17 protein-coding genes and 1 pseudogene are annotated in these 21,135 nt (G+C 62.7%); 5 read left to right on the forward strand and 13 right to left on the reverse strand.

Annotated elements, in window-relative coordinates; genetic code table 11:
• The first annotated feature begins 478 nt into the window (after positions 1-478).
• The 3 genes from ABDV78_RS18270 to ABDV78_RS18280 are packed head-to-tail and all read left to right on the forward strand — an operon-like array spanning position 479 to position 1,985.
• A complete protein-coding gene (locus ABDV78_RS18270; protein WP_343528912.1) occupies positions 479-1,078 on the forward strand; it encodes a TetR family transcriptional regulator in 600 nt (199 codons plus the stop codon).
• Between the two features lie 10 nt (positions 1,079-1,088).
• Positions 1,089-1,373, forward strand: coding sequence for a YciI family protein (locus ABDV78_RS18275; protein WP_343528913.1), 285 nt, complete (start codon positions 1,089-1,091; stop codon positions 1,371-1,373).
• Between the two features lie 3 nt (positions 1,374-1,376).
• Entirely contained in the window at positions 1,377-1,985 is a 609-nt protein-coding gene (locus tag ABDV78_RS18280; protein WP_343528914.1) for a DNA-3-methyladenine glycosylase I, read from the forward strand.
• Positions 1,986-2,033: 48 nt separating this feature from the next.
• Here the strand turns inward: ABDV78_RS18280 and ABDV78_RS18285 are convergent.
• From ABDV78_RS18285 to ABDV78_RS18330, 10 genes and pseudogenes are all read right to left on the reverse strand, one after another.
• A pseudogene (locus tag ABDV78_RS18285) lies at positions 2,034-2,391 on the reverse strand (IS5/IS1182 family transposase); the annotation flags it as partial.
• A gap of 116 nt (positions 2,392-2,507) precedes the next feature.
• Positions 2,508-3,584 carry a PLP-dependent cysteine synthase family protein gene (locus ABDV78_RS18290; RefSeq protein WP_343528915.1) on the reverse strand — a complete coding sequence of 359 codons (1,077 nt, stop codon included), beginning with the start codon at positions 3,582-3,584 and terminating at the stop codon, positions 2,508-2,510.
• Between the two features lie 122 nt (positions 3,585-3,706).
• Positions 3,707-5,749 carry a M3 family metallopeptidase gene (locus tag ABDV78_RS18295; protein WP_343528916.1) on the reverse strand — a complete coding sequence of 681 codons (2,043 nt, stop codon included), beginning with the start codon at positions 5,747-5,749 and terminating at the stop codon, positions 3,707-3,709.
• Between the two features lie 15 nt (positions 5,750-5,764).
• Complete coding sequence (gene trxB / locus ABDV78_RS18300) at positions 5,765-6,751, reverse strand: thioredoxin-disulfide reductase (RefSeq protein ID WP_343528917.1); 987 nt, start codon at positions 6,749-6,751, stop codon at positions 5,765-5,767.
• Positions 6,752-6,762: 11 nt separating this feature from the next.
• The gene (locus tag ABDV78_RS18305; RefSeq protein WP_343528918.1) at positions 6,763-7,662 is read right to left on the reverse strand and encodes a hypothetical protein; all 900 of its coding nucleotides are present in this window, start codon (positions 7,660-7,662) and stop codon (positions 6,763-6,765) included.
• Positions 7,662-7,985, reverse strand: a complete 324-nt coding sequence (gene trxA / locus ABDV78_RS18310; protein ID WP_343528919.1) for a thioredoxin — start codon at positions 7,983-7,985, stop codon at positions 7,662-7,664. Before trxA ends, ABDV78_RS18305 begins: the two co-directional genes overlap by 1 nt.
• A 30-nt stretch (positions 7,986-8,015) precedes the next feature.
• Entirely contained in the window at positions 8,016-9,476 is a 1,461-nt protein-coding gene (locus ABDV78_RS18315) for a metallopeptidase TldD-related protein (RefSeq protein ID WP_343528920.1), read from the reverse strand.
• Positions 9,473-10,822, reverse strand: coding sequence for a metallopeptidase TldD-related protein (locus ABDV78_RS18320; RefSeq protein ID WP_343528921.1), 1,350 nt, complete (start codon positions 10,820-10,822; stop codon positions 9,473-9,475). The genes ABDV78_RS18315 and ABDV78_RS18320 overlap by 4 nt, the downstream gene beginning before the upstream one ends.
• Positions 10,819-12,621 carry an ABC transporter ATP-binding protein/permease gene (locus tag ABDV78_RS18325; protein WP_343528922.1) on the reverse strand — a complete coding sequence of 601 codons (1,803 nt, stop codon included), beginning with the start codon at positions 12,619-12,621 and terminating at the stop codon, positions 10,819-10,821. Before ABDV78_RS18325 ends, ABDV78_RS18320 begins: the two co-directional genes overlap by 4 nt.
• 17 nt (positions 12,622-12,638) lie before the next feature.
• Positions 12,639-14,969 carry a TonB-dependent receptor gene (locus ABDV78_RS18330; RefSeq protein WP_343528923.1) on the reverse strand — a complete coding sequence of 777 codons (2,331 nt, stop codon included), beginning with the start codon at positions 14,967-14,969 and terminating at the stop codon, positions 12,639-12,641.
• Between the two features lie 451 nt (positions 14,970-15,420).
• Here ABDV78_RS18330 and ABDV78_RS18335 point away from each other — a divergent pair, with 451 nt between their 5' ends.
• Positions 15,421-15,789: a transposase gene (locus tag ABDV78_RS18335; RefSeq protein ID WP_343528924.1), complete on the forward strand. Its 369-nt coding sequence runs from the start codon at positions 15,421-15,423 to the stop codon at positions 15,787-15,789.
• 100 nt (positions 15,790-15,889) lie between these two features.
• Positions 15,890-16,354 carry a transposase gene (locus ABDV78_RS18340; RefSeq protein WP_343528925.1) on the forward strand — a complete coding sequence of 155 codons (465 nt, stop codon included), beginning with the start codon at positions 15,890-15,892 and terminating at the stop codon, positions 16,352-16,354.
• 287 nt (positions 16,355-16,641) lie between these two features.
• On the opposite strand, the gene ABDV78_RS18345 is transcribed toward ABDV78_RS18340, so the two are convergent.
• The 3 genes from ABDV78_RS18345 to ABDV78_RS18355 all read right to left on the reverse strand — a co-directional run bounded on the left by ABDV78_RS18345 (position 16,642) and on the right by ABDV78_RS18355 (position 20,923).
• Positions 16,642-19,122 carry a TonB-dependent receptor gene (locus tag ABDV78_RS18345; protein WP_343528928.1) on the reverse strand — a complete coding sequence of 827 codons (2,481 nt, stop codon included), beginning with the start codon at positions 19,120-19,122 and terminating at the stop codon, positions 16,642-16,644.
• Positions 19,123-19,311: 189 nt separating this feature from the next.
• Positions 19,312-20,307: a FecR family protein gene (locus ABDV78_RS18350; RefSeq protein ID WP_343528926.1), complete on the reverse strand. Its 996-nt coding sequence runs from the start codon at positions 20,305-20,307 to the stop codon at positions 19,312-19,314.
• A 103-nt stretch (positions 20,308-20,410) separates the two neighbouring features.
• The gene (locus ABDV78_RS18355) at positions 20,411-20,923 is read right to left on the reverse strand and encodes a sigma-70 family RNA polymerase sigma factor (RefSeq protein WP_343528927.1); all 513 of its coding nucleotides are present in this window, start codon (positions 20,921-20,923) and stop codon (positions 20,411-20,413) included.
• Positions 20,924-21,135 lie beyond the last annotated feature (212 nt).

A 21,135-nucleotide genomic window follows, 5' to 3' on the forward strand; every position in this document is an offset into this window, starting at 1 on the left:
GCCTTCGCTGGCAATTTCACGTTGGAGGATCTGGGCTTCATCTTCGTTCCTTCGTCACTGCGACGAAGCCCAGATCCTCCTCAACTCACAACCTCAAATCTGTGCCAGTGGTGCTGACGGGGGACAGCGCTCCAGTGCCTGCTTGAGATTGGTCTGCCCCACGAAATGCCACCTCCAATGCTCTCATAGAGCAGCAGGAGACGGCAAGTCTCACCATCCGGTTAATAATCCGTGGTTCGGGTCCTACCTTATACCGCATTTTGGCTAAATTCGCCGATCCAGTGAATGATCTACTGCCGATCGCCGCCCTTTTCCCTCCATGGTACGCTTTTCCACCGCGCCGGTCATAACGCCGCGCGAATGTTCCGTCCGCCGCTATTGACTGCGTAGGACGCTTGCCCTAAAAATTCATAGGTCAAATGCCCTACGGCGTAGTTCACGGCTTTTGTTTTCCGCGCCATGATCGTGGAGGCCAGATATGGGTGCCAGCGAAACCCGCCAGCAGATCGTGGATGTCGCCGACCGGCTCTTCTACGAGCATGGCTTCGAAGCGACGTCGTTTGCCGATATCGCCAAGGATGTGGGCCTCTCGCGCGGCAATTTCTACTACCACTTCAAGACCAAGAACGAGATTCTCGACGCGGTGATCGCGCAGCGCATGGCAAATACCCGCGCCATGCTGGAGGCCTGGGAGCAGGATGCGGCTTCCCCCTCAGACTGCATCCGCACCTTCGTCCACATCCTCATCACGAACCAAGCCAAGATCATGGCCTATGGCTGTCCGGTCGGAACGCTCTGCAACGAGTTGGCGAAGCTGGATCACCTCGCGAAGGACGACGCGACCGGTCTGTTCACCTTGTTCCGCGACTGGCTCCGCCGACAATTCACCAGGCTCGGGCGCGAAGAGGATGCCGACGCGCTGGCCCTCCACGTTCTGATGCGCAGCCAGGGCGTCGCGACGCTTGCCACCGCCTTCCGAGACGAAGAGTTTATCCGCCGCGAAGTCGGGGACATGGAGGCGTGGCTGCTCGCCCAATGCCCGGTCGGTTCAATCCCCAATGTCCGCCAACCCTCCTGATGGAGCGACCATGTTCGTTATCACCCTTCGCTTTGCTGACAAGATCAAAGCGCCCCTGTTCATGGATGGGCACAACGCTTGGATCAAACGCGGCCTCGACGATGGCGTTTTCCTGCTAACCGGGAGCCTTCAGCCAAGCGCAGGGGGTGCGATCCTCGCGCACAATGCGTCTCCTGAAGAGATCGAGGCTCGGGTGCAAGATGACCCATTCGTCGCCGAGGGGATCGTCAGCGCTGAAATCCTCACCATCACACCGGGCCATACCGACGAACGGCTCGCCTTTCTGAAAGACTGAGAGATGAGCACGACGATCCCGGGTCCAGACGGACGCCCCCGTTGCCGCTGGTGCGCGGCCGCGCCCGAATTCCTCGCTTACCACGACACCGAATGGGGTTTTCCCGTCGATGATGACCATCGCCTGTTCGAGAAGCTGTGCCTCGAAGGATTTCAATCGGGCTTGAGCTGGCGCACCATTCTTGCGAAGCGGGGAAACTTCCGCACCGCTTTCCGTGGTTTCGATTTCAGCCAGATCGCCGACTTCACTGATGCAGATGTGGAGCGGTTACTGAAGGACGAAGGCATTGTTCGTCATCGCGGCAAGATCGCCGCTGTCATCAACAATGCCATGCGAGCGCAGGAGTTGGTCAGGCAGCAGGGATCGCTCGCGGCTTATGTTTGGCGCTTCGAACCGCGACCGGAGGAATTGGCCTCACCGCAGACCGTATCAACATCCTCATCATCCATTGCGCTGTCGAAAGATTTGAAGAAGCGTGGCTGGTCCTTCGTCGGGCCGACGACTGTTTACGCTTTCATGCAGGCCATGGGCCTCATCAACGATCATGCCGAGGGATGCGTCGTTCGGGAGCAGGCGAGCGACGCCAGAAAGACCTTCACACTGCCGAGATAGCTGGCAAAGGTGGATAGATGCCCGCAAAACATCCGATATCACCACCGCTAGAGCGTCGAGCAGGTTGCCGGCGGTGTCGGTCGCTATATAGCGCTTGCGCCCCTTGATCTTCTTGCCTGCGTCATAGCCGCGCGGCCCACCCGCTTCGGGGGACTTGACCGACTGACAATCGATGATGCCTGCGGTCGGTTCGGCCTCGCGGCCTTCGGCGACACGTACCCCGGCCACCAACACTGCGTCGATCGCATCGAGCAGGCCGCTGTCGCGCATCCAAGCGCGGTCGGCCTACCTTGGTCGTCCGGGCCAGCAGCGGATCGATGGTCGCCCATTCCCGGTTCGCGCAGTCGCTTGCATAGTACAGCCCCCTTCTGTCATGCTGGCGTCGGGCGATTTCGGTCCAGCCCATGAGGTCTCCATGGTCTTCGCAACCCGCGGTCAATCACAACTGGCTGAAATCGCTCAAATCAATTTCGGTCGGGCTCTGAGGTCGGAAATATTTTTCCGACTATGTCCCACTCGACGTCACCCGGCGAATAGAGCGTCCATCGCGGCTTCATGCGGCCGCCAGTCCACTTCACCCGCCTCCAACCAGGCATCGTCATAATAGGTACAGCCATATCGATCGCCACCGTCGCACAGAATCGTGACGATCGAACCGGTTTCGCCGCAGGATGCCATCTCCTCGACCAGTCGCGAAACGGCCACGAGGTTCGTACCGGTAGAGCCTCCGACCCTGCGCCCCAGACGCTTTGACAGGGCACGCATCGCGCCTATGCTCGCGGCATCTTCGACCGCGATCATCCGGTCGATTACCGCTGGAACGAAGCTGGGCTCGACGCGCGGGCGACCAATCCCCTCGATACGGCTGGCGCAGCCCTCGGGCAGCGCCACTTCGGCCGGATTGGCGTAATGGCGATGGAAGATCGAGTGAACGGGATCGGCGACACACAGACGAGTTTCGTGCCGCTGATAGCGGATGAAACGCCCGATCGTCGCCGACGTCCCTCCGGTCCCCGCGCCGCAGACGATCCAGCGCGGGATCGGGCTCTCCTCGGCCGCGAGCTGGGCGAAGATGCTTTCGGCAATGTTGTTATTGCCGCGCCAGTCCGTCGCACGCTCCGCATAGGTGAACTGGTCGAGATAATGCCCGCCCGTTTCATTCGCCAGCCGCTGCGCGACATCGTAAACCGTCCGCGGATCGTCCGCAGTATGAATTTCGCCACCTTGGAAGCGTATCGCGTCGAGTTTCGGCGCAGCAGTCGAGGAGGGCACCACGGCGATGAAACGCAGACCCAGCATGCGCGCGAAATATGCTTCGCTGACGGCGGTCGATCCCGACGATGCCTCGATGATGCAGGTATCCCGCCCGATCCAGCCATTGCACAGCGCATACAGGAACAGCGACCGCGCCAGCCGATGTTTCAGGCTGCCAGTCGGATGACTGCTTTCATCCTTGAGATACAGAGTGATCCCGGGATAGCGCGGCAGGTCCAGCCGGATCAGATGGGTGTCGGCAGACCTGTTGTAATCGGCCTCGATCCGACGGATGGCCTCCGCCCGCCAGGCGCATGCGGCGGCATCGTGGCGATCAACGGTCATGAAAACTCAACTCCACCAGACATCTGCTTAATACAGGCTCCGCCGATTTTCCGTCCGCGAAGCTTGGCCCCAAATACACGAAAGTTGCGATCTCGATCAGTTCCACAGGCCGGCTATGGCCGTCATGCCACGGCGGCGCCAACGGACAATCCATGCCGGATCAGCATCGCGCATGGGTCGGCATCGCGGCCGCGGAATGCGCGAAAGCTATCCGCCGCCGGGCGGCTGGCACCGCGCGACAGGACTTCGACACGAAACTTCTCCGCGGCAGAGCGATCGATCACCCCGGCCTCGGCAAAGCGCTGGAAACCGTCCGCGGCCAGCACCTCGGCCCAGAGATAGCTATAATAGCCCGAGGCATAGCCACCTGCGAAGATATGGGTGAAGGCGTGCGGGAAGCGGTGCCAGGATGGAGGATGCACCACCGCCACCTCTTCACGCACCGCTTCGATCACCTCGATCGGATCGCTGCCCAACGTGCCCAGATGCAGCAGCAGGTCGAACAGCGAGAACTCGACCTGCCGCACGATGAACATGCCCGACAGGAAATGGCGCGCGCCGGTCAGTTGATCGAAGACGGCATCAGGAATTGGCGCGCCCGTTTCATAATGGCCGGACATGTCGCGCAGGATATCGCGGTCCCAAGCGAAATCCTCCATCAACTGGCTGGGCAGCTCGATCGCGTCCCACTCGAACCCGCTCGTGCCGGCGACATTGGGGCGGTCGACCTGGGTGAACAGGTGATGCAGGCAATGCCCTGTCTCGTGCAGGAAGGTGACGACCTCCTTGTGGCTGAGCAGCGCGGGGTGGCCTTCCGTCTTCGGTGCGAAGTTGCAGACGAGATAGGCGACCGGCACCCGCCGGACATTGCCGTCGTTCAGCCTGGGTCGCGCCTGTGCCATCCACGCCCCGCCGCGCTTACCCGGACGCGCATGCAGGTCGACATAGACGCCGGCGAATACCGTGCCTTCCTCATCCGCCACGTCGTAGTAACAGGCGTCGGGATGATAGACCGCGACCTCGGGCCGCGCGATCAAGCGGATACCGAACAGCCGGCAGAGCAGGCGCTGCCACCCCTCGACGACACGCTCGACGGGGAAATGCGCGCGAACCTGCTGCTCGTCGATCGCATAATGGGCCTGTCGCATCCGCTCCGCGACATAGCCGACATCCCAGGGCTGAAGATCGGCGATACCCAGATGCTTTGCAGCATGATCAGCCAGAGCGGCAATCTCCTGCTCGGCGGCGGGCTTCGCGCGAGCGGCAAGATCGCGCAGGAAGGCCAGGACTTCGCCCGCATTCGGCGCCATCTTGGTCGCGAGCGACCATTCGACCGGATCGGAAAAGCCAAGTAGTCGCGCCGCCTCATGCCGCCGCGCGAGAATGTCGGCGATTCGCGTCGAATTGTCGAAACGCCCGGCATGCGGACCCTGGTCGGAGGCCCGCGTCGATGATGCGGTATAGACCCGTTCCCGCAACCCCCGGTCCTCGGCAAAGGTCAGGACCGCGTTGACGCTGGGCATCTGGAGCGTGACGACCCAACCGGACAGGCCTCTCGCCAGTGCCGCATCGGCAAACATCGCCATGTCGGCGCTGGAAAGCCCGGCGAGCGTCGCCTCGTCCTCGACATGTTCGAACCAGGCGTCGGTCGCGTCGAGGACGGCATTGCCAAACGCCGTCGACAGCCGCGACAGTTCCACCGAAAGCGCAGCGAAGCGAGCGCGGTCCTCCGGCGCGAGCGCGACGCCGGACAGCCTGAAATCGCGGATCCTATGCTCGACGGCGGCCCGATCCGCCTGCGAAAGGGTATCGAACTCCGCCGTCTCAGTGATTCCGACCAGCACCTCATAAAGCGCCAGATTCTGCATGACCTGAAGCTGGTTCTCGACCAGACGCGCCTGACCCTCGGCATAGGCGGCGCGCAGTTCGGGCGTATCCGCGACGCCGTGAAGATGCGAGACCGCCGACCATATACCCGTGATCACGGTATCGGCGCGCTCAAGGGGCATCCACGCCTCGGCGAAGCCGGTCGGCCGGGTCTCGACGATCCTGGCGACGACCGCGCGGTGGTCCGCAATCGCCTGGTCAAGTGCTGGCGCGATCTGGTCGGGGCGGATATCGCCGAAATGTGGCAACGCCAGCGTGTCGAGCAGCGGGTTCGTCATGATCCTATGTCCCTTTCAGACCAGCAGGCCGGAATCGGCGCCTTCGGCGGCGATCGCATGAATATTGTGTCCGGCCAGATATCGCTCGGCCTCCAGCGCGGCCATGCAGCCCATCCCCGCAGAGGTGACCGCCTGGCGAAACAGCTTGTCCTGCACATCGCCCGCCGCGAACACGCCGGGTACGCTGGTCGCGGTCGAGCCGGGCGTGACCAGGATATAGCCCTCGTCATCCATATGCAGTTGCCCCTTGAACAGCGCAGTGGCGGGATCATGGCCGATCGCGACGAACAGCCCATGCAGCGCCAGGTCCGACAACGTGCTGTCACGGGTATCGCGCAAGCGGACACCGGTCACGCCGCTGCTATCGCCCAGCACCTCGGCGACTTCGGCGTTCCAGATCATTTCGACCTTGGGATTGGCACGGAGCCGAGCCTGGTTGGTCCGATCGGCCCGCAGCGTGTCGCGGCGATGGATCAGATAGACCTTCTCGGCGAAATTGGTGAGGTACAGCGCCTCTTCGACCGCCGTGTTACCACCACCGACGACCGCGCAAGTTCGGCCGCGATAGAAAAAGCCGTCGCATGTCGCACAGGCCGACATGCCACGCCCGCGATATTCGGTCTCGCTGTCCAGCCCCAGCCAGCGCGCCGATGCGCCCGTCGCCACGACGATGGTATCGGCGGTATAATGCGTGCCACCGTCGCCGACCGCCAGGAACGGGGAACGGGTCAGGTCAACCTCGACGATGAGATCGCTGACCACATCGACACCCGCCTTGCGCACCTGCTCGCCCATCCGCGCCATCAGATCGGGACCGAGCACGCTTTCATCGCCCGGCCAGTTTTCGACCTCGGTGGTGATGGTCAATTGCCCGCCGGGCTGCGGCCCCTCGATCAGCATCGGCGACAGCGCGGCGCGGGCGGCATAGACGGCCGCGGTATACCCCGCCGGACCGGAGCCGATGATGAGAATCCTGCTGTGCCGCGTGCTCGGACCGGTCATCGCCGGCATTGTCATTCCAATCCCATTGGGTGAAAGCTGGGCTCGGCGGCGCGCGGCGCGCGTTCCATCATCTCGATGGTCTTCCAGCCCATCGTCCGATAGCGCTGGTTCGATGCTTCCACCCGCTCCAGTCGCATGCGGAAACGGTCGCCCAGGGCGGGATGGTCGGCATCCAGGATCGCCAGCACGCGGCCAACCCCGGAAAACTCGGCCTTGTACTGATCCGCTTCCGCCTGCTTTCGGATATGGAAGACGCGGCTTTCCTCCTCCTCGGTCCAGCCCATCCTGGCCAGGTCGAGATACAGTTCGAGCGTCCCCGATGCGGTCAGTGTGTCGCGCAACACCGTTCGCATGGTGCTTGGCCAAGCCGCCGCCTCGATCACCTGCCCGGCCCGACGATCAAGCGCAGTCTCGCCCAGGCTGTCGGTCGCGGCGACGGCGGCCATGCGGGCAGCCTTCCACATCTTTCGGTCGGGTTCGGCGCCCTTGATCGCGCCGTCATGCAGCGCCACGATCGTCTGCCGAGCCTGCTCGATATTCGGATGTCGCTCGGTCATCGCGGTCAGTTCGGGGTGGTTCAACAGATCGAGTATGAGCTGCGAGACGATCCACGTCAGGTCGGCCCCGACCGGCGTCCGCTCCAGCCACGCCTCCGCGAAACGCTCCGCCTCGTCCTGCGGGCGAAAGCCGTTGATGAGGACCGGGAGCGTGTCGGCCAGCGCGACCGGATAGCCGAGCATTTCGGCAAAGGCTGGCGTGTCGTCGGCACCGACGACGGCACCGATGACATTGGCTTTGCCGTCTTCCCAGGCCGGGAAGTAGATGAAGCTGCCCGCCGCGATATGATGTCGCAGCCGCTCCAGTGCCTTTGCCTTGACCGCGCTATCACCGTGAAATGCGATGATCGGCATTATTCCGCCCCGACATGCGCATCGACAAAGGCGTCGAGCCGGCTGCGTGAAACCGTTCCCACGGTCCGCGCGGCCTCCACGCCATTTTTCACGATCAACAGGAGCGGAATACCGCGCACTTCGAATCGTTCGGCAAGTCCTGGATTGGCGTCGACATCGACCTTCACGATCTCCATCTCGCCGTCATATTCCTCGGCCATCTCGTCCAGTGTGGGGGCCAGTGCCTTGCATGGCGCGCACCAGGGGGCCCAGAAGTCGACCAGCACGGGCTTGTCGTTCTTCAGGACGATCTCGTCAAAATCCTGCTCTGTCGCGTTACGCATGTTACGTCGTCCTTTAGGAAATCTTGGGGTTCAGCCGGCCTGTCCGCCGACCATCATGCTATCGATGCGCAGCGTGGGCTGCCCGACGCTGACGTGCAGCGACTGCCCCTGCTTGCCGCAGGTCGCCATGCCGGTGTCGAGCGCCAGATCGTTGCCGATCATCGAGACGTGGCGAAGTGCCTCGTACCCGACGCCGATCAGGGTCGCGCCGCGGACCGGGGCGACCAGCCGTCCCTTCTCGACCAGCCATGCCTCGATCGTGGTGAAGTTGAAGCGGCCGGTAACGATATCAACCTGCCCGCCGTCGAATTCGGTCGCGTAGATACCGCGGTCGATCGAGGCGATGATGTCGGCCGGGTCGGCGGTGCCATTGGCCAGGAAGGTGTTGGTCATGCGCGGCATCGGCAGATGCGCATAGGACTGGCGACGGCCATTGCCGGTCGAGCGCGCGTTCATCAGCCCCGCATTCAATCGGTCCTGCATCAACCCGGTCAGCACCCCGTCCTCGACCAATATGGTGCGGTCGGGCGGCGTACCCTCGTCATCGATGCCCAATGAGCCCAGCCTTCCCGCCAGCCCGCCATCGTCGATCACGGTGACGCCGGGTGCCGCGATCCGCTCGCCGACCTTGCCGTCAAAGGCGGACAGATGCTTGCGGTGATGATCGCCCTCCAGGCCGTGCCCGACCGCCTCGTGGAACAGAACGCCGGGATAGCCCGGCCCCAGCACGACAGGCATCTCGCCAACCGGCGCGGGAACCGCATCGAGATTGTTCAGCGCCATGCGCGTCGCGGTGGCGACCATCGCGTCGACTTCGGCGGTGTCGAACGCCTCCAGGCCGCCCCGCCGCCCCAGTCCCGCCTGTCCGCGAGCGCGACGGCCGTCCTGCTCGGCGATCACGACCATCGACAGGATGGTCATCGGCCGCACATCGCCCGCCATCAGGCCATCGGCTTCGGCGACCAGGATCGTCGTATCGGTCAGGCGGACACTGGCATCGACCCGGACGATATGCCGGTCCGTCCCGCGGGCTAGCTGGTCAACCCGCTCCAGCAGCGCGATCCACGCGACCGCATCCTCGCCCGCGACCGCATCGATCGCGGGATAGAGATCGTGGCTGCCCGCATGACGGTTCAGAGCGATCCCCTGCGGCCGGCGCCCCGCATCGCCGTGACGCGCCAGCGTCCGCACCGCGCGTACGGTGTCGAGCAGCGCGCCCTCGCGGATATCGGCCGAATGCGCAAAGCTGACCTGGCCGCGATGCGCCGCGCGGGCACCGACGCCCTGCCGCATGGAGAAGCCGCCCTGGGTGACGCGACCGCCCTCCAACTGCCAACTGCGCATGGCCGTCGTCTCAAAATACAGATCGGCCAGATCGGCTCCGCCACCCGCCAGCTGGCCCAGCGCACGTCCAATCGCCGCCTCGTCCAGTCCTGCGGGGCCGAGCAAGCCGGCACGCGCCCGGTCGAGCGCGCTTTCGCCGCCGTTCATGCCCTGCCTCCCACTTGCATGTCGCCGATCAGGATCGAGCCGGTGCGGATCGCGCCCGTCCGCTCGACGTCCCGGCCGACCGCACGAATGCCTGTCAGCATCGCCGTCATGGTCCCGGCCAGCGTTACATCGGTGACGGCATGAACGATCTCCCCGCCCTCGACCCAGAGCCCGCGCACCGCCTGCGTCCAGTTGCCGCTGACGGGATCGGTCTTGCCGCCCTGGAACTGGGTGACGACCAGGCCGGTGCCCAGCATCCGCAACATCTCGTTCCAATCGCCGCTGTCGGAGGTGCTGGTCAGTTCCAGGTTATGATAGCCGTCGGCGTTGCCGGTCGATGCCATTCCCAGTTTGCGCCCCGTAAAGCTCGACATGAACAGCCCTGCGCCCACGCCGTCGCGTATGATAGGGCGTGCCGATCCGGCGATCCCCTCACCATCGAAGCCGCTGCTGGCCAGCCCTAGCGGTTCGAACGGATCCTCGTGCAAGCTGAGGTGCGGCGCGACTATGATACGCCCGATCGGATCGGGCAGAAAGCTCATCCGCCGATATTGCGCAGCGCCGGTCAATGCGCCCGCCAGTTCACCGACCAGCGTCGCAGCCATGCGCGGCTCAAAAAGCACCGGGCAGCGACGGCTGTCGATCGCGCGTGCCCCCAGCGCGCTGCGGGCGCGGTCGGCGGCTGTTCGCGCAAGATCTTCCGCGGACGACAGCGCGTCCACCCGCCGTTCCTGCGACTGGCAGAAGTCAGAGGTGCTGCCTCCCTCGTCCTGCGCCAGCATGACCGTCCAGCGCGTGTCGTTCGAACGCATCACGCTGCGGCAGAATCCGTCGCTGGTCGCCAACGCCCAGAGTCCTTCGGTCGCGACCGCCACCGATTCGCCCGCGCGCAGCCGGCTGTCGGATGTCGCGATCCCGGCCGCGATCCGGTCCATCATGCTCGCCGCCTCCAGCATCGCCTCGGGGCTGCGCTCGCTGTCGGCGTAAAGCAGCGGTGCGGGGCCCGAAAAGGCCAACTCGTCGGCGGGGGGCATGTCCGCACTGGGATCGGGCTGAACATGCCCGGCGATCAACATCGCCTCCTCGACCACCCGCTCGATCGCCGCGCGGTCGAGCCCGGCCGTCGAGGCCGATCCCCGCCGCCCCCCGTGAAACACGGTGAGGGCCAGATTCTGGCTGCCGCTGCGTTCGGCCGTCTCCACTTCGCCGTCACGCATCGCGGTCTTGGCGATCCCCTCGTGACGGACCGAGGCGCGCGCCCGCGCCCCATGTCTGGCCGCCAACTCGACCGCACGCTGTGCCGCCTCACGCAGCGCCGCCTCGCTCTGCGTCAACAACATCGTCATTCGGCGTCTCCGATCGGCGCGGTCGTGGCGTGGCCATGATGCAACGTCAGGCGGTGCGTATGATAGGCCGCCAGCCTCTCGTTATGGACGACGCTGACGATGGTCGCACCGGGCATCGCCTCCAGCACGGATCGATAGAAATACGCGGCATTGTCCGCGTCCAGCGCGCTCGTCGCTTCGTCCAGCACCAGCAGGGTTGGCCGCTGGAGCAGGATGCGGGCGAGCGCCACGCGCTGCTGCTCGCCGGGCGACAATTCGTCCTGCCACATGCGCAGTTCGTGCATCGCATCGACATGCGCGTCGAGCCGCACCCGTTCCAGCAGCGCGGCAATCGTCGCGTCGTCGTGATCCTCGGCCCGGTCCGGGAAGCAGATGGCGTTCTTCAGCGTGCCGAGCGGCAGGTAAAGCCGCTGCGGCACCAGCATCGCCGAACCGCGATTGGTCATCGCGACCTGACCCGACCCATCGGGCCATAGCCCAGCGATGGCGCGGAGCAGCGTGGTCTTGCCGGTGCCCGAAGGCCCTTCGATCACCCAGCGCTCGCCATCGCGGATCGTCCAGTCGGCCACTTCCATCAACGGCGCGCCATTGGGGCGGCGTAGCATCAGACCCGTCGCGCTGATCGCGACGCCTTCGAGCGTGCCGCCGGGCGTGAAGCCGATGCCGCGCGGCCGCTCATAGTCGATTGCATCGTCAAGCGCCTTCAGACGATTGAAGTTGGCAATCTGACGAGCAATGCTCGGATAGGCCAGGACGATATAGGAAAGGTTGGACGAGAATTGCGTAAACGCATCTCGGGCAGCCTGCACCTGACCGAAGGTGATCGCACCGGCAAAATATTTGGAGACGGTCAGGAACAGGGGCACGATGCCCATCACTTGCCCATAGATGCCTTGGCCCGCCTGCAAACCGGCATTGGCCAGCATCAGGCGATACCAGTTGCGCCGGATGTTGGCGAAGGCAATGCGAAGCCCGTTCTGCTCGATGTCCTTCGCGCCCGAGAACGCGATCTGTTCGCTGTTACGCCGGACGTGGAGCAGGTCGCTGCGGAAATCCGCGTCATAATGCTGTTCGCGCATCCGCCGCCGGACGAACGGTTTGCCGATCCAGGTGATGAACACCGTGCCGAACACGACATAGACGATTGCAAACCACACCAGATCGCCGCCCGGCAGCGGGATGCGGTAGCCGAACAGGGGAATGCTGATCGGCGAAGAGGTTTGCATCAGGATGGTCAGGAAAGCGATAGCCCGCACCACACTGAACACCAGCGCGATGACGATGCTGAGCGGCGATGTGCCATAGACCAGGCCCATCGACGTGAATTCCTTCACATCCTCGGCGATACGCTGGTCGGGATTGTCGATCATCCGCAACCGCTCGATCTCATAAAATCGATCGCGTGCGAACCAGCGGCCCAGATACCATTCGGTCAGCCATTGGCGCCACCGGATCGACAATGTCCATCCGACGATATTGTGGGCGAATGCCGTCCCGACCTGAAGAACGACGATCATCGAGAAGGCGACGACCAACGATACCAGCAGCCCGCCCTGCCGTTGCTCGATCGCATCGTAGAAGCTGCGCTGCCACTGATTGGCCAACAGCAAAGCATAGGTGGTGCCGACCTCGACCGCGCAATAGCATGCGACCAGGAACCACGCCCATTTCCAGTCGTCCGACACGAAATAGCGTGTGCTCAGCCGCCATGCATGGGCCCAGCGTTCGCGTGCGGGCTGGGTGGGCTGGAGACCCGCCTCGCGGCGGGCCTCCTCGACATTGGCTGGGGGTGGCATCATGGTTGGCGTTTACCCGATCAGAACAGGCGCTTGGAGATGCTGACACGCACGCTGCGCGGTTCGCTGACGGGAACGTACGTGAAGACGCTGGTCGATCCGTAGTTTCTCCGGTCGAAGATGTTGCGGATGCCGACGTTGATGTCGAAACCGGCGACACTCACGAACGCATTGGCGTCGACCTGTCGGGCTGCCGGCACGACATATTGTCCCAGCAGGTTCGCAAAGGAACTCGACCGTCCGTACAGCCCGGCCGATACGCCGCCCTTGACGCTGTCCGAAATCTTGGTGCGATAGGACGAATAGACGCTGTACGTATCGCGCGGCTGGTTCGCGACGACGGTTTGCAGGGTATTGGTCGTCAGCAGCGCATATTTGGTGCGCGTCAGCGAGGCCAGAACCGACCAGCCCGGCAGCAACTGCCCGGCGATGTTCAGGTCGAGGCCGCGCCCCCGCTGCCCCGGCCCCGGAAACAGGTTGGTCGGGTCTGCGGGATCGCGAATGATGATGTTGTCCTGCTGGATGTCGAAATAGGACGCGTTTATCGTCGCGCGCCTGCCGAAGAGATCGAGTTTGACCCCCGCTTCCTTGTTGGTGGTAATGATGTTCGGCAGGATGGAGCCATCCTTGGCCGTCGTGAATACGGCCTGCTCCCCTCGTGCATAATTGCCGAAGATCGAAAAATTGTTCGTCACATCGAATATGATGCCGCCGCTCGGCGACACGCCATTCTTACGCTGCACGAGGACTGCCGACGGACCGGCGAAGAAATTCTGCGACGTGGTTTCGAACCAGTTCTTGCGAACGCCGCCCAGAATCTTGATCCTCCAGAATTCAATCAGCGCCTGGCCGTAAACCCCTTCCTGCTTGCCGGTCGTATTGACAAGCACGCCGCCGAACTGCGACCACGGCGGCAGTACAACGGTGGTATTGGCACCGAGCGGCGGGTTCGTGAGCGTGATACCGTTCAGTCCAGAGCGCTGCGCCGTGACACCATCGCTATAGTTATAGCCGACATTGAAGCTGGCCTTCACGTCATCGCCGATATGCGTCTTGACGCGCAGGAAGCCATCAAAGGCATTGGATGAACCTTTCTGCTGCGAACCTTGACGGGTCGCAATCAAAAGGCCGGTGCGGCTGCTATAACCGACACTCGCCACCCGGTTCGTCAGCAAGGTTTCGTCGTGCGAACCGCGCAGGACGAGTTCGATGCCCGGCACGATCTGCCGTGTCGCATCGGCATAATATCGATGGGTGTTGATCCGAATCCCCTGGTCTGACGAGAGGATCGGCACCGCCGGATCGCGATCGATGATCTGCCGCGACTTGTTATCGAACAACGTATAGGCGCCGATACCAGATGCGTCTTGGTTGATGCTTGCGCCGATTACGATGTCGGTCAGACGATCCTTGTATCGTAGCGATGGTGCGAACAACCAGTTCTTGTTGCCGTTGTAACCGCCGTAATTGTGATCCATCGTCTGCACGCTGCCGATCACGCGGGCCGACAGCTTGTCGTCGGCGGTTATCGCCCTGTTGGCGTCGATCACGCCGCGCACCAGCCCGAAGGACCCGGTGTCGAAACCGACGGCCAGCCGTTCCTCGGCACTCGGCTTTTTCGTCACGACGTTGATGTTGCCGCCCAGATTGCCGAACCCGGCCAGCAGCGCATCGGGGCCCTTCAACACTTCGACCCGCTCGATATTGGCGACCGGCTGGTCGGCGCCTGCGGTGACGCCATATTGCGCCGTCGTCGTCAAGCCGTTGACCAGACCGCCCGCCGAGAAACCGCGGATCGTATAGCTGGCACCACCATTGCCGGTGTTGCCCAGTACCGACACGCCGCCCGCATTGCGCAGAATGTCGGTGATGTTGAGCGCCTGCTGTTCCTCGATCGTCTTGGCGGTAATGACCTGCGTGTTGCGCGGCTGATTGCGCAGACCCAGGCCATTGCGGTCGGACGTCGTCGCCTGACGGACCAGGACGCTCGTCTCGGCCTCGTCGCGACGGGCGGTCACGATGATATCGTTGACAACGACCAGTCCGCGCTCCGCGCCCGGGATGACGGCCAGGCTGGTGCCGCGGATCGCCGCCTGGACCGCACGCCGGGCGTTGGAAGTTCCGCGCACCGGCTTCGATGTCAGGCCTTTGACGGCATCGGGATCATAGTTGATAGCCTCGCCCGTCCGTGCGGCGATCGCCTGAAGCGCCTCGGCCATGGGCATGGCGGGCAGGTCTATGGCGTTCGCCTGCGCCCCTTGGGCGGAGGCTGACAATGGATAGGCGACACCGGCTGCCGCCAGGACACCAAGGCTAGCCGCCCCCAACAAGGCGCGCACATGTGCAGTCATACCAATCATGATCATCCCCCTCTCAGGGCACGCGCCACCCCATGCGCCGACACTTTCGCGCACATGACCGACCGGAACCCTGTGATAAAACGGACTCGCCCTACGGCGAAAAAACGATCGATTCCCAGATGGTTACGATCGCGGCCGTCCTCCTGCTCGACGACATTCCCAGTCTTGACCCCCTAAAGCGCCAGCGGGAATTTTCCGTCGAAGAGCAAGCTATGCGTCAGTCCGGTTACAGGCAAATTAGAAGTGATCATGCCCCCATTAATGGCATCGATGCCCCCCCCTGTCTGATATGATGCTGGTATGAAGAGGTTGCGGAAGGGAGCCTGTCCCCCCGAGGGTCTGGAACCCGATAGGGAACAAGAGTCCCTTCCGCATTGGTCATCAACCCTGACCAGTTGCTTGGGACTACCGATCCCGCACGACATGGACAGGAGCCTAACCCATGCCACAGCCCGTTGTCGGCTGCGACCTTTCGCGTGCGCTTATCGACATTTGTGAACTGCCATCCGGCCGGATCGGGCAGGTCGCCAACACGCCGGATGCTATCGCCGCCTGGCTCGACACGCTCGACCATGATGCCCCCATCGTCTTCGAAGCCACCAGCGGCTGCGATGGTGACCTGATCGCCACGCTGACGGCGCGCGGCCATCCCTTCTCGCGCGTCAATCCACGCCAAGCTCGCGAGTTCGCCAGAGCCATCGGCATGCTCGCCAAGACCGACCGCGTCGACGCCCGGGCCCTGGCGCAGATGGGCGCAGCGCTGGATCTGCCGGCCACGATAGCGCTCAGCCCGGCCCGCGCGTCTGGCTGATTTCCTGCAACGTCGCAGGCAGCTGGTCGATGTGCGAAAAGCCCAAAGACTGCATCGGCACAGCGCTGGCCAACCTGAAATTGCCCGGGCAATCGAGGCCGTGATCGATATCGCCATCCCCAGCTTCGGCGACAAGAGCAGCATTGCGATCTGCCAGCGCTACGGTTTCATCCGACGCGGCAAGGTCACCGACGGGGCTCGCTTCGACGGGCGGATGTTGCGCGATGTGGTCACCCGCGACAACACCGCCTCCGACGCCTGGGCGGACACGGCGTATCGCAGCCGCGCCAACGAAGCATGGTTCAAGGCAATGGGCCGGGTCAGTCCCATCCACCGCAAGAAACCCAGGGGCAAGCCGATGTCGCCGCGCACCGCCGGGGCCAATGCGAAGCGCTCTGCCGTTCGAGCCCGCATCGAGCACGTCTTTGCCCGGCAAAAGGACCAGATGGGGCTGTTCATCCGCACCATCGGCATCGCCCGCGCCGAGGTGAAGGTCACCCTCGCCAACCTGGCCTATAACATCGACCGCCTGATCTTCCACGAACGCCGTGCCGCCATGGGATAGCTGTGCGCGGCGCCGACGTCTCACGGCAAGGAACGGGCGAAAATGGCTCGTTCAGGCCCTCGGCTACATATCCCATACTGCCGTTAACCCCACGTCATCGCCAAACGACACGTTGATGGGGGTGCCCAGCTTCACCAGCTCCGATAGTCCGAACAATCCCACCTGTCGCATCACCGCCCCCCGCTGTCACGTGCCGTGAATCCTCTTCGGCCAACTCACGCCAGGGTTATTGGGGGTGCCCACCTGCACCTGGCATGGATGGAAAAGGGCACGGAGGACAACAAAGATCAGAATCGGTAACGCAGCCGCAGCCAAGCGTTCCGAGGATCGCCATAGGTAAAGCCATTATAGCCGCCAAGGCCTGAATAATAGCTTTTGTCGGTTATATTATCGATATTGACCGACGCACTCCACCGGTCGTCGATCCTGTAGGTCGCGTTGATGTCGACCAGGGCCATGCCGCCTTGGCGAACGCGACCGAGGCCGTAGATTTCGTCAAAGTAAATGCCGCTTTGATAACGGAAGCTTCCTCCCAAGCTGATTGGGCTCAGCGTGCCCGGCAGGGAGTAGTTGGTGTTGGCGCGGAAGATATGTTTCGGATACTGCGTATTAAGCAGTTCGTTCTGCTGATCGCGTTTCTCAGTAAATGTATAACCTGCCGAGATCTGCCAACCTGACGTAACTTCACCGGCAACCGTCAACTCGACTCCCCGACTGCGCGCACCCTTTATTGCATGATAGGGTTGGCTGCCGTTGGGAAGAAGTTCCCCGAACTCGTCGAGAACCGGCAGGTTGTCTTCGACAATGCGGAAAAGCGCGATGGACGTGTTCAGGCGTCCACCGAAATGCTCCCCCTTTAACCCGATCTCGAAATTATTCCCGCGACGCGGCGCAATAACCCGGTTGTTGCGATCGCGTTCCACGTTCGGCTGAAAGATGCTGGTATAGCTCGCATAGGCCGATATTTGGCTCGAGATATCAACCACCGTACCAACATAGGGGGTAAATATCCCATCCTCTTTCACACTGCCCGACAGTTCATATTTCAGAACGCCATCCGCGCCGGGTGATCCATCCCAGCTTTCGTTCCTATAGCGGGTAACTCGACCACCGAGCAGGATCGATAAGGGAGCCACGGGTTTTACACGAAGCGAACCGTAAAGTGCCGTTTCTGCGGTTCTACCGCGCGATGGAGTGATCGGAAAACGGAAATCGCGCCAAGCAATCGACCGCATATCAAAAATGTTATGCCTGGGGATGACATCATAAAAACCGGGAAGAAAGTAAATTCCTTCCTCGCCGCCGACAAGTGACGACAATCGAAGCAGTCCATCATTGTAACGATTGACATTGGCGCCGATAACCAAATGGTCGTCCGCGCCAAAGAGATGCAGCGGCCCGCTGGCGCGGATGTCAAAAGATTTTCCCGTGCTGTATGCCGGGTTTCCGAACAGCGTGATCAGGCTCTGATTGTCGGCGGCGTCGATGTTGCTGGGATAAACCGAAACATCGGCGCTGGCGCGCTCACGCTCGTTGCGGACATAGCCCGCATCGGCTTTCACCTGCCAACCATTTTCGAACCGGTGCTCCAGTGTCGCAAAGGCCCGCTTCGTCGTCATATCCCAATATGACCAGGGTGCCGAAAGATTGTAGGATCGGGGAATCACGATACGGCGACCGTCATTGTAGAAAAGTGGATTCTGGCCGAAATTCGCGCCGATGATAGCGGTTTGCTGATACTGGCCACCGATTGAGACTATCGTCGAGGATGTGAGGTCCGCTTCCACGATGCCATAGACAACATCTTCCCGCTGACGCTTGTTCTCGATGAAGCTGGCGCCATCGCGATGTTGGCCAGCGACCCGGACGCGCACTGCGCCATTGGCAGCAACCGGGCCGCCAATATCTCCCTCGATCAAATAACGATTCCACGATCCTACGCCGACATTCAGATATCCCGCTACAATATTGCCCGGTCGTTTCCGAATAAGGTTGATCGACCCTCCTGGTGACCCAACCCCGTTCAGCAGGCCGGCGGCACCGCGCAGCACCTCTACCCGATCATAAATGACCGTGCTGATCATGCTGGCCTCGCCCGCCACCGATTGGAAGGCAAGAGTGGGAACGCCGTCTATCATCGGACTGAGGTCGAAGCCGCGCGACGTGAAATAGACGCGCTCGTCGGTACGGTCGACGACGATACCCGGCGTTTGCATCAGAACCTCATTGAGGGTGAGGAGGTTCAGATCGGTGATTTGCTGACGGGTGACGATGCTGACCGATTGCGGCGTTTCGCGCAGCGTAAGCGGCATCGCGGCGGTGCCGGTCGCGCTCGAGGTGTAGGATCTCGTGCCCTCGGTCCTGCCGGGATCGCGCCACATGGCGTTTACGGCATTGAAGGCACCGCCAGTTCCGGTTCCGGTTTCGCCCTCCACCCGCACTGGGCCCAGTTGGATCGCCCCGCCGGACACCTGCGGCGCGGGTTCGAGCGTGACGAGCTTGCCATTGATGCGGAAAGTGAAACCCGTGCCCGTCAGCAACCGGCTCAGCGCCTCCGGCGATGTGTACGTACCGCGCACGCCGTCGGAACGCACGCCGCGCAGCATGGCGGCATCGGTCGTCACCTGATAGCCGGATTGGGCGGCGAAGGCGATCATCGCGTCAGCCAGGGCTTGTGGCGCGATGTCGAAATTGCGTGGCGCTGCGGCTGTTTGCGCCTGGACCGGCGGTGCCGCGATCATCGAACCAGCGGCAATGCTCAGCATCATCAACCGTATTGCCGCGTCACGCGCGACGATCTTCCGCCCCCGAACCACTGCGATCTCCTTCCATCGAATCCCCGTCCGGCGATGCGTCGCATCGGCGGACCCGCGGACTGACGAATTCGCGGATGGTTTTTTCACGGAAATTTCGAGATGGAGCGCCGAGATCCTATATCAATTTGATATATATAGATTTTATTTGGCTGAAATCACGATCAACCAAGGCGAAATCTGTCGGACGACCCCGCCATGCGGCTGCACGATATAGCTGATCGCTGTGGCGGGATCGGTCATGTCGTAGCTGCCGGTCACCGCCGCAGCCCCGAGCCTGTCGTCGGTCAACACGATCCATCCGTCGTAATAGCGGCGGACATCGGCCAGCACTTCGGCCAGCGGGCGATCGATCGCGACCAGGTTGCGGTTCGACCAAGCTCCGACCGAGCCCGGCGCCATCGCGCCGCGCACCAACGTTCCAGACGACGGTACGCGGAGCCACTGTCCCGCGGTCAAGAGTTGTGGCGTGGCCGACGTGCCGCCTCCGAGCACCTGCACGCGGCCATGCTTGACGGCGACTTCCTGCCCCTCCCCGCCCAGGCGAACATCGAAGCCGGTGCCCAGCACGGTAACGGTCGTGCCTCGCGCCGAGACGCGAAATGGTCGGGACGGATTCGGCCGCACATCGAAATAGGCTTCACCGGACAGCAGTGACACCCGCCTCTCGTCCGCCGCATAGTCGACGGAGACAGCGCTTCGCGGCGCGAGACGCACGATACTGCCGTCCGCGAGCGTGACCGTCCGTTGCTCGGCGGTTCCGGTACGATGTTCGGCGCTTAGCCATTTGGCGAGCTGCGGTGCGGACAGCAGCGTGAGCGCGATCACGGCTGCCGCAGCGGCGAAAACACGCCGTACCGGCCACGACGGGCGGCGATGGAGGGTATGATGACTGGACGCTTCACCCGTCGGCAAGAAAGCGAGGCCGTTCGTCCGAACAATCAACTCGGTCGTGCGGACGACATGTGTCCAGGCATCGCGGTGCAGCGGATGTTCCGCGATCCAGACGTCGAACGCACGCCGCAGCGGCTGGTCATCTGGCTCCTCGTCCAGACGAATGGACCATTCAGCCGCCGCTTCGATCGCCCTATCCCAGTCCGGCCCCTGATAGGCGGATACAGGCTCCACAGCCTTGGTCATGTTCGCCTGACCCCGCGGCGGCGGAACGCCGTCCCCCCGGGGCAGGAAGTCCGCGGCTGAAGGACAAGCGATATGGATTCCCGCAAAGGGATCGCGATGCCGATCATCCGCGCCAATCCACCTGTTGCGCGCAATAGGCCTTTCCCTGCGACACCAGCTTGTGAGCGAGGCCGATCGATATCTGCATCCGCTCCGCGATTTCTCGCATCTTGGCACCATCGACGGCATGCATCAACAAGGCCCGCCGCGTCCGATCAGGCAACTCGTTCATGCTGTCGATCACACGACGCAGTTCGTCCCGCGCGATGGCGTCTGCCTCGGGAGACGGTGCGTCATCAGCAATGCTTTCGACCACCCTGTCGGCATTGTAGATCGGGCCGGCGATGTCTCGCATTCTCTTTCGATGGCCGTCCAGCGCCAGGTTGCGGACAATACGGTAGAGATAGCGTAGCGGCTGTTCCAGACGCTGCGCGCGTTCGACCGCGTCGATCCGTTCCCATGCGTCCTGCACGATGTCCTCGGCACGGTCACGATCTCGAACGATGCCATTCGCATAAGTGATCAGATCGTGACGATGACGCCGATACAATAAGGTCGAGATGGCTCTGGCAGACACGATCAGGAAAGATCACCTTTCGCTCGCGTCGAGTACGGTGGTCGTGCCCCACTGGGTAGTGTAGCTGAGGGGTGGCCATCGGCGATCTTCGGATAGGTTTGGGTTGCGAAACGCAACCGACGGAGACCCCGATGACCGACGATAGGATGAACCTGCAGGCGCTGGTGGGAAAGAGCGCGGATGCAGATTTCCTGCGCGAGATGATCGGCTTT

The organism is Sphingomonas sp. (genome assembly GCF_039594485.1).
Classification (GTDB): domain Bacteria; phylum Pseudomonadota; class Alphaproteobacteria; order Sphingomonadales; family Sphingomonadaceae; genus Sphingomonas.

Excerpts from the sequence above, each read along its gene's own strand:
- ABDV78_RS18330 (WP_343528923.1), bottom strand. The coding sequence starts at position 14,969 with ATGACTGCACATGTGCGCGCCTTGTTGGGGGCGGCTAGCCTTGGTGTC.
- ABDV78_RS18345 (WP_343528928.1), bottom strand. The coding sequence starts at position 19,122 with ATGATGCTGAGCATTGCCGCTGGTTCGATGATCGCGGCACCGCCGGTC.
- ABDV78_RS18295 (WP_343528916.1), bottom strand. The coding sequence starts at position 5,749 with ATGACGAACCCGCTGCTCGACACGCTGGCGTTGCCACATTTCGGCGAT.
- ABDV78_RS18280 (WP_343528914.1), top strand. The coding sequence starts at position 1,377 with ATGAGCACGACGATCCCGGGTCCAGACGGACGCCCCCGTTGCCGCTGG.
- ABDV78_RS18275 (WP_343528913.1), top strand. The coding sequence starts at position 1,089 with ATGTTCGTTATCACCCTTCGCTTTGCTGACAAGATCAAAGCGCCCCTG.
- trxB (WP_343528917.1), bottom strand. The coding sequence starts at position 6,751 with ATGACCGGTCCGAGCACGCGGCACAGCAGGATTCTCATCATCGGCTCC.
- ABDV78_RS18270 (WP_343528912.1), top strand. The coding sequence starts at position 479 with ATGGGTGCCAGCGAAACCCGCCAGCAGATCGTGGATGTCGCCGACCGG.
- ABDV78_RS18305 (WP_343528918.1), bottom strand. The coding sequence starts at position 7,662 with ATGCCGATCATCGCATTTCACGGTGATAGCGCGGTCAAGGCAAAGGCA.
- ABDV78_RS18350 (WP_343528926.1), bottom strand. The coding sequence starts at position 20,307 with ATGACCAAGGCTGTGGAGCCTGTATCCGCCTATCAGGGGCCGGACTGG.
- ABDV78_RS18315 (WP_343528920.1), bottom strand. The coding sequence starts at position 9,476 with ATGAACGGCGGCGAAAGCGCGCTCGACCGGGCGCGTGCCGGCTTGCTC.
- ABDV78_RS18335 (WP_343528924.1), top strand. The coding sequence starts at position 15,421 with ATGCCACAGCCCGTTGTCGGCTGCGACCTTTCGCGTGCGCTTATCGAC.
- ABDV78_RS18290 (WP_343528915.1), bottom strand. The coding sequence starts at position 3,584 with ATGACCGTTGATCGCCACGATGCCGCCGCATGCGCCTGGCGGGCGGAG.
- ABDV78_RS18320 (WP_343528921.1), bottom strand. The coding sequence starts at position 10,822 with ATGACGATGTTGTTGACGCAGAGCGAGGCGGCGCTGCGTGAGGCGGCA.
- ABDV78_RS18325 (WP_343528922.1), bottom strand. The coding sequence starts at position 12,621 with ATGATGCCACCCCCAGCCAATGTCGAGGAGGCCCGCCGCGAGGCGGGT.
- trxA (WP_343528919.1), bottom strand. The coding sequence starts at position 7,985 with ATGCGTAACGCGACAGAGCAGGATTTTGACGAGATCGTCCTGAAGAAC.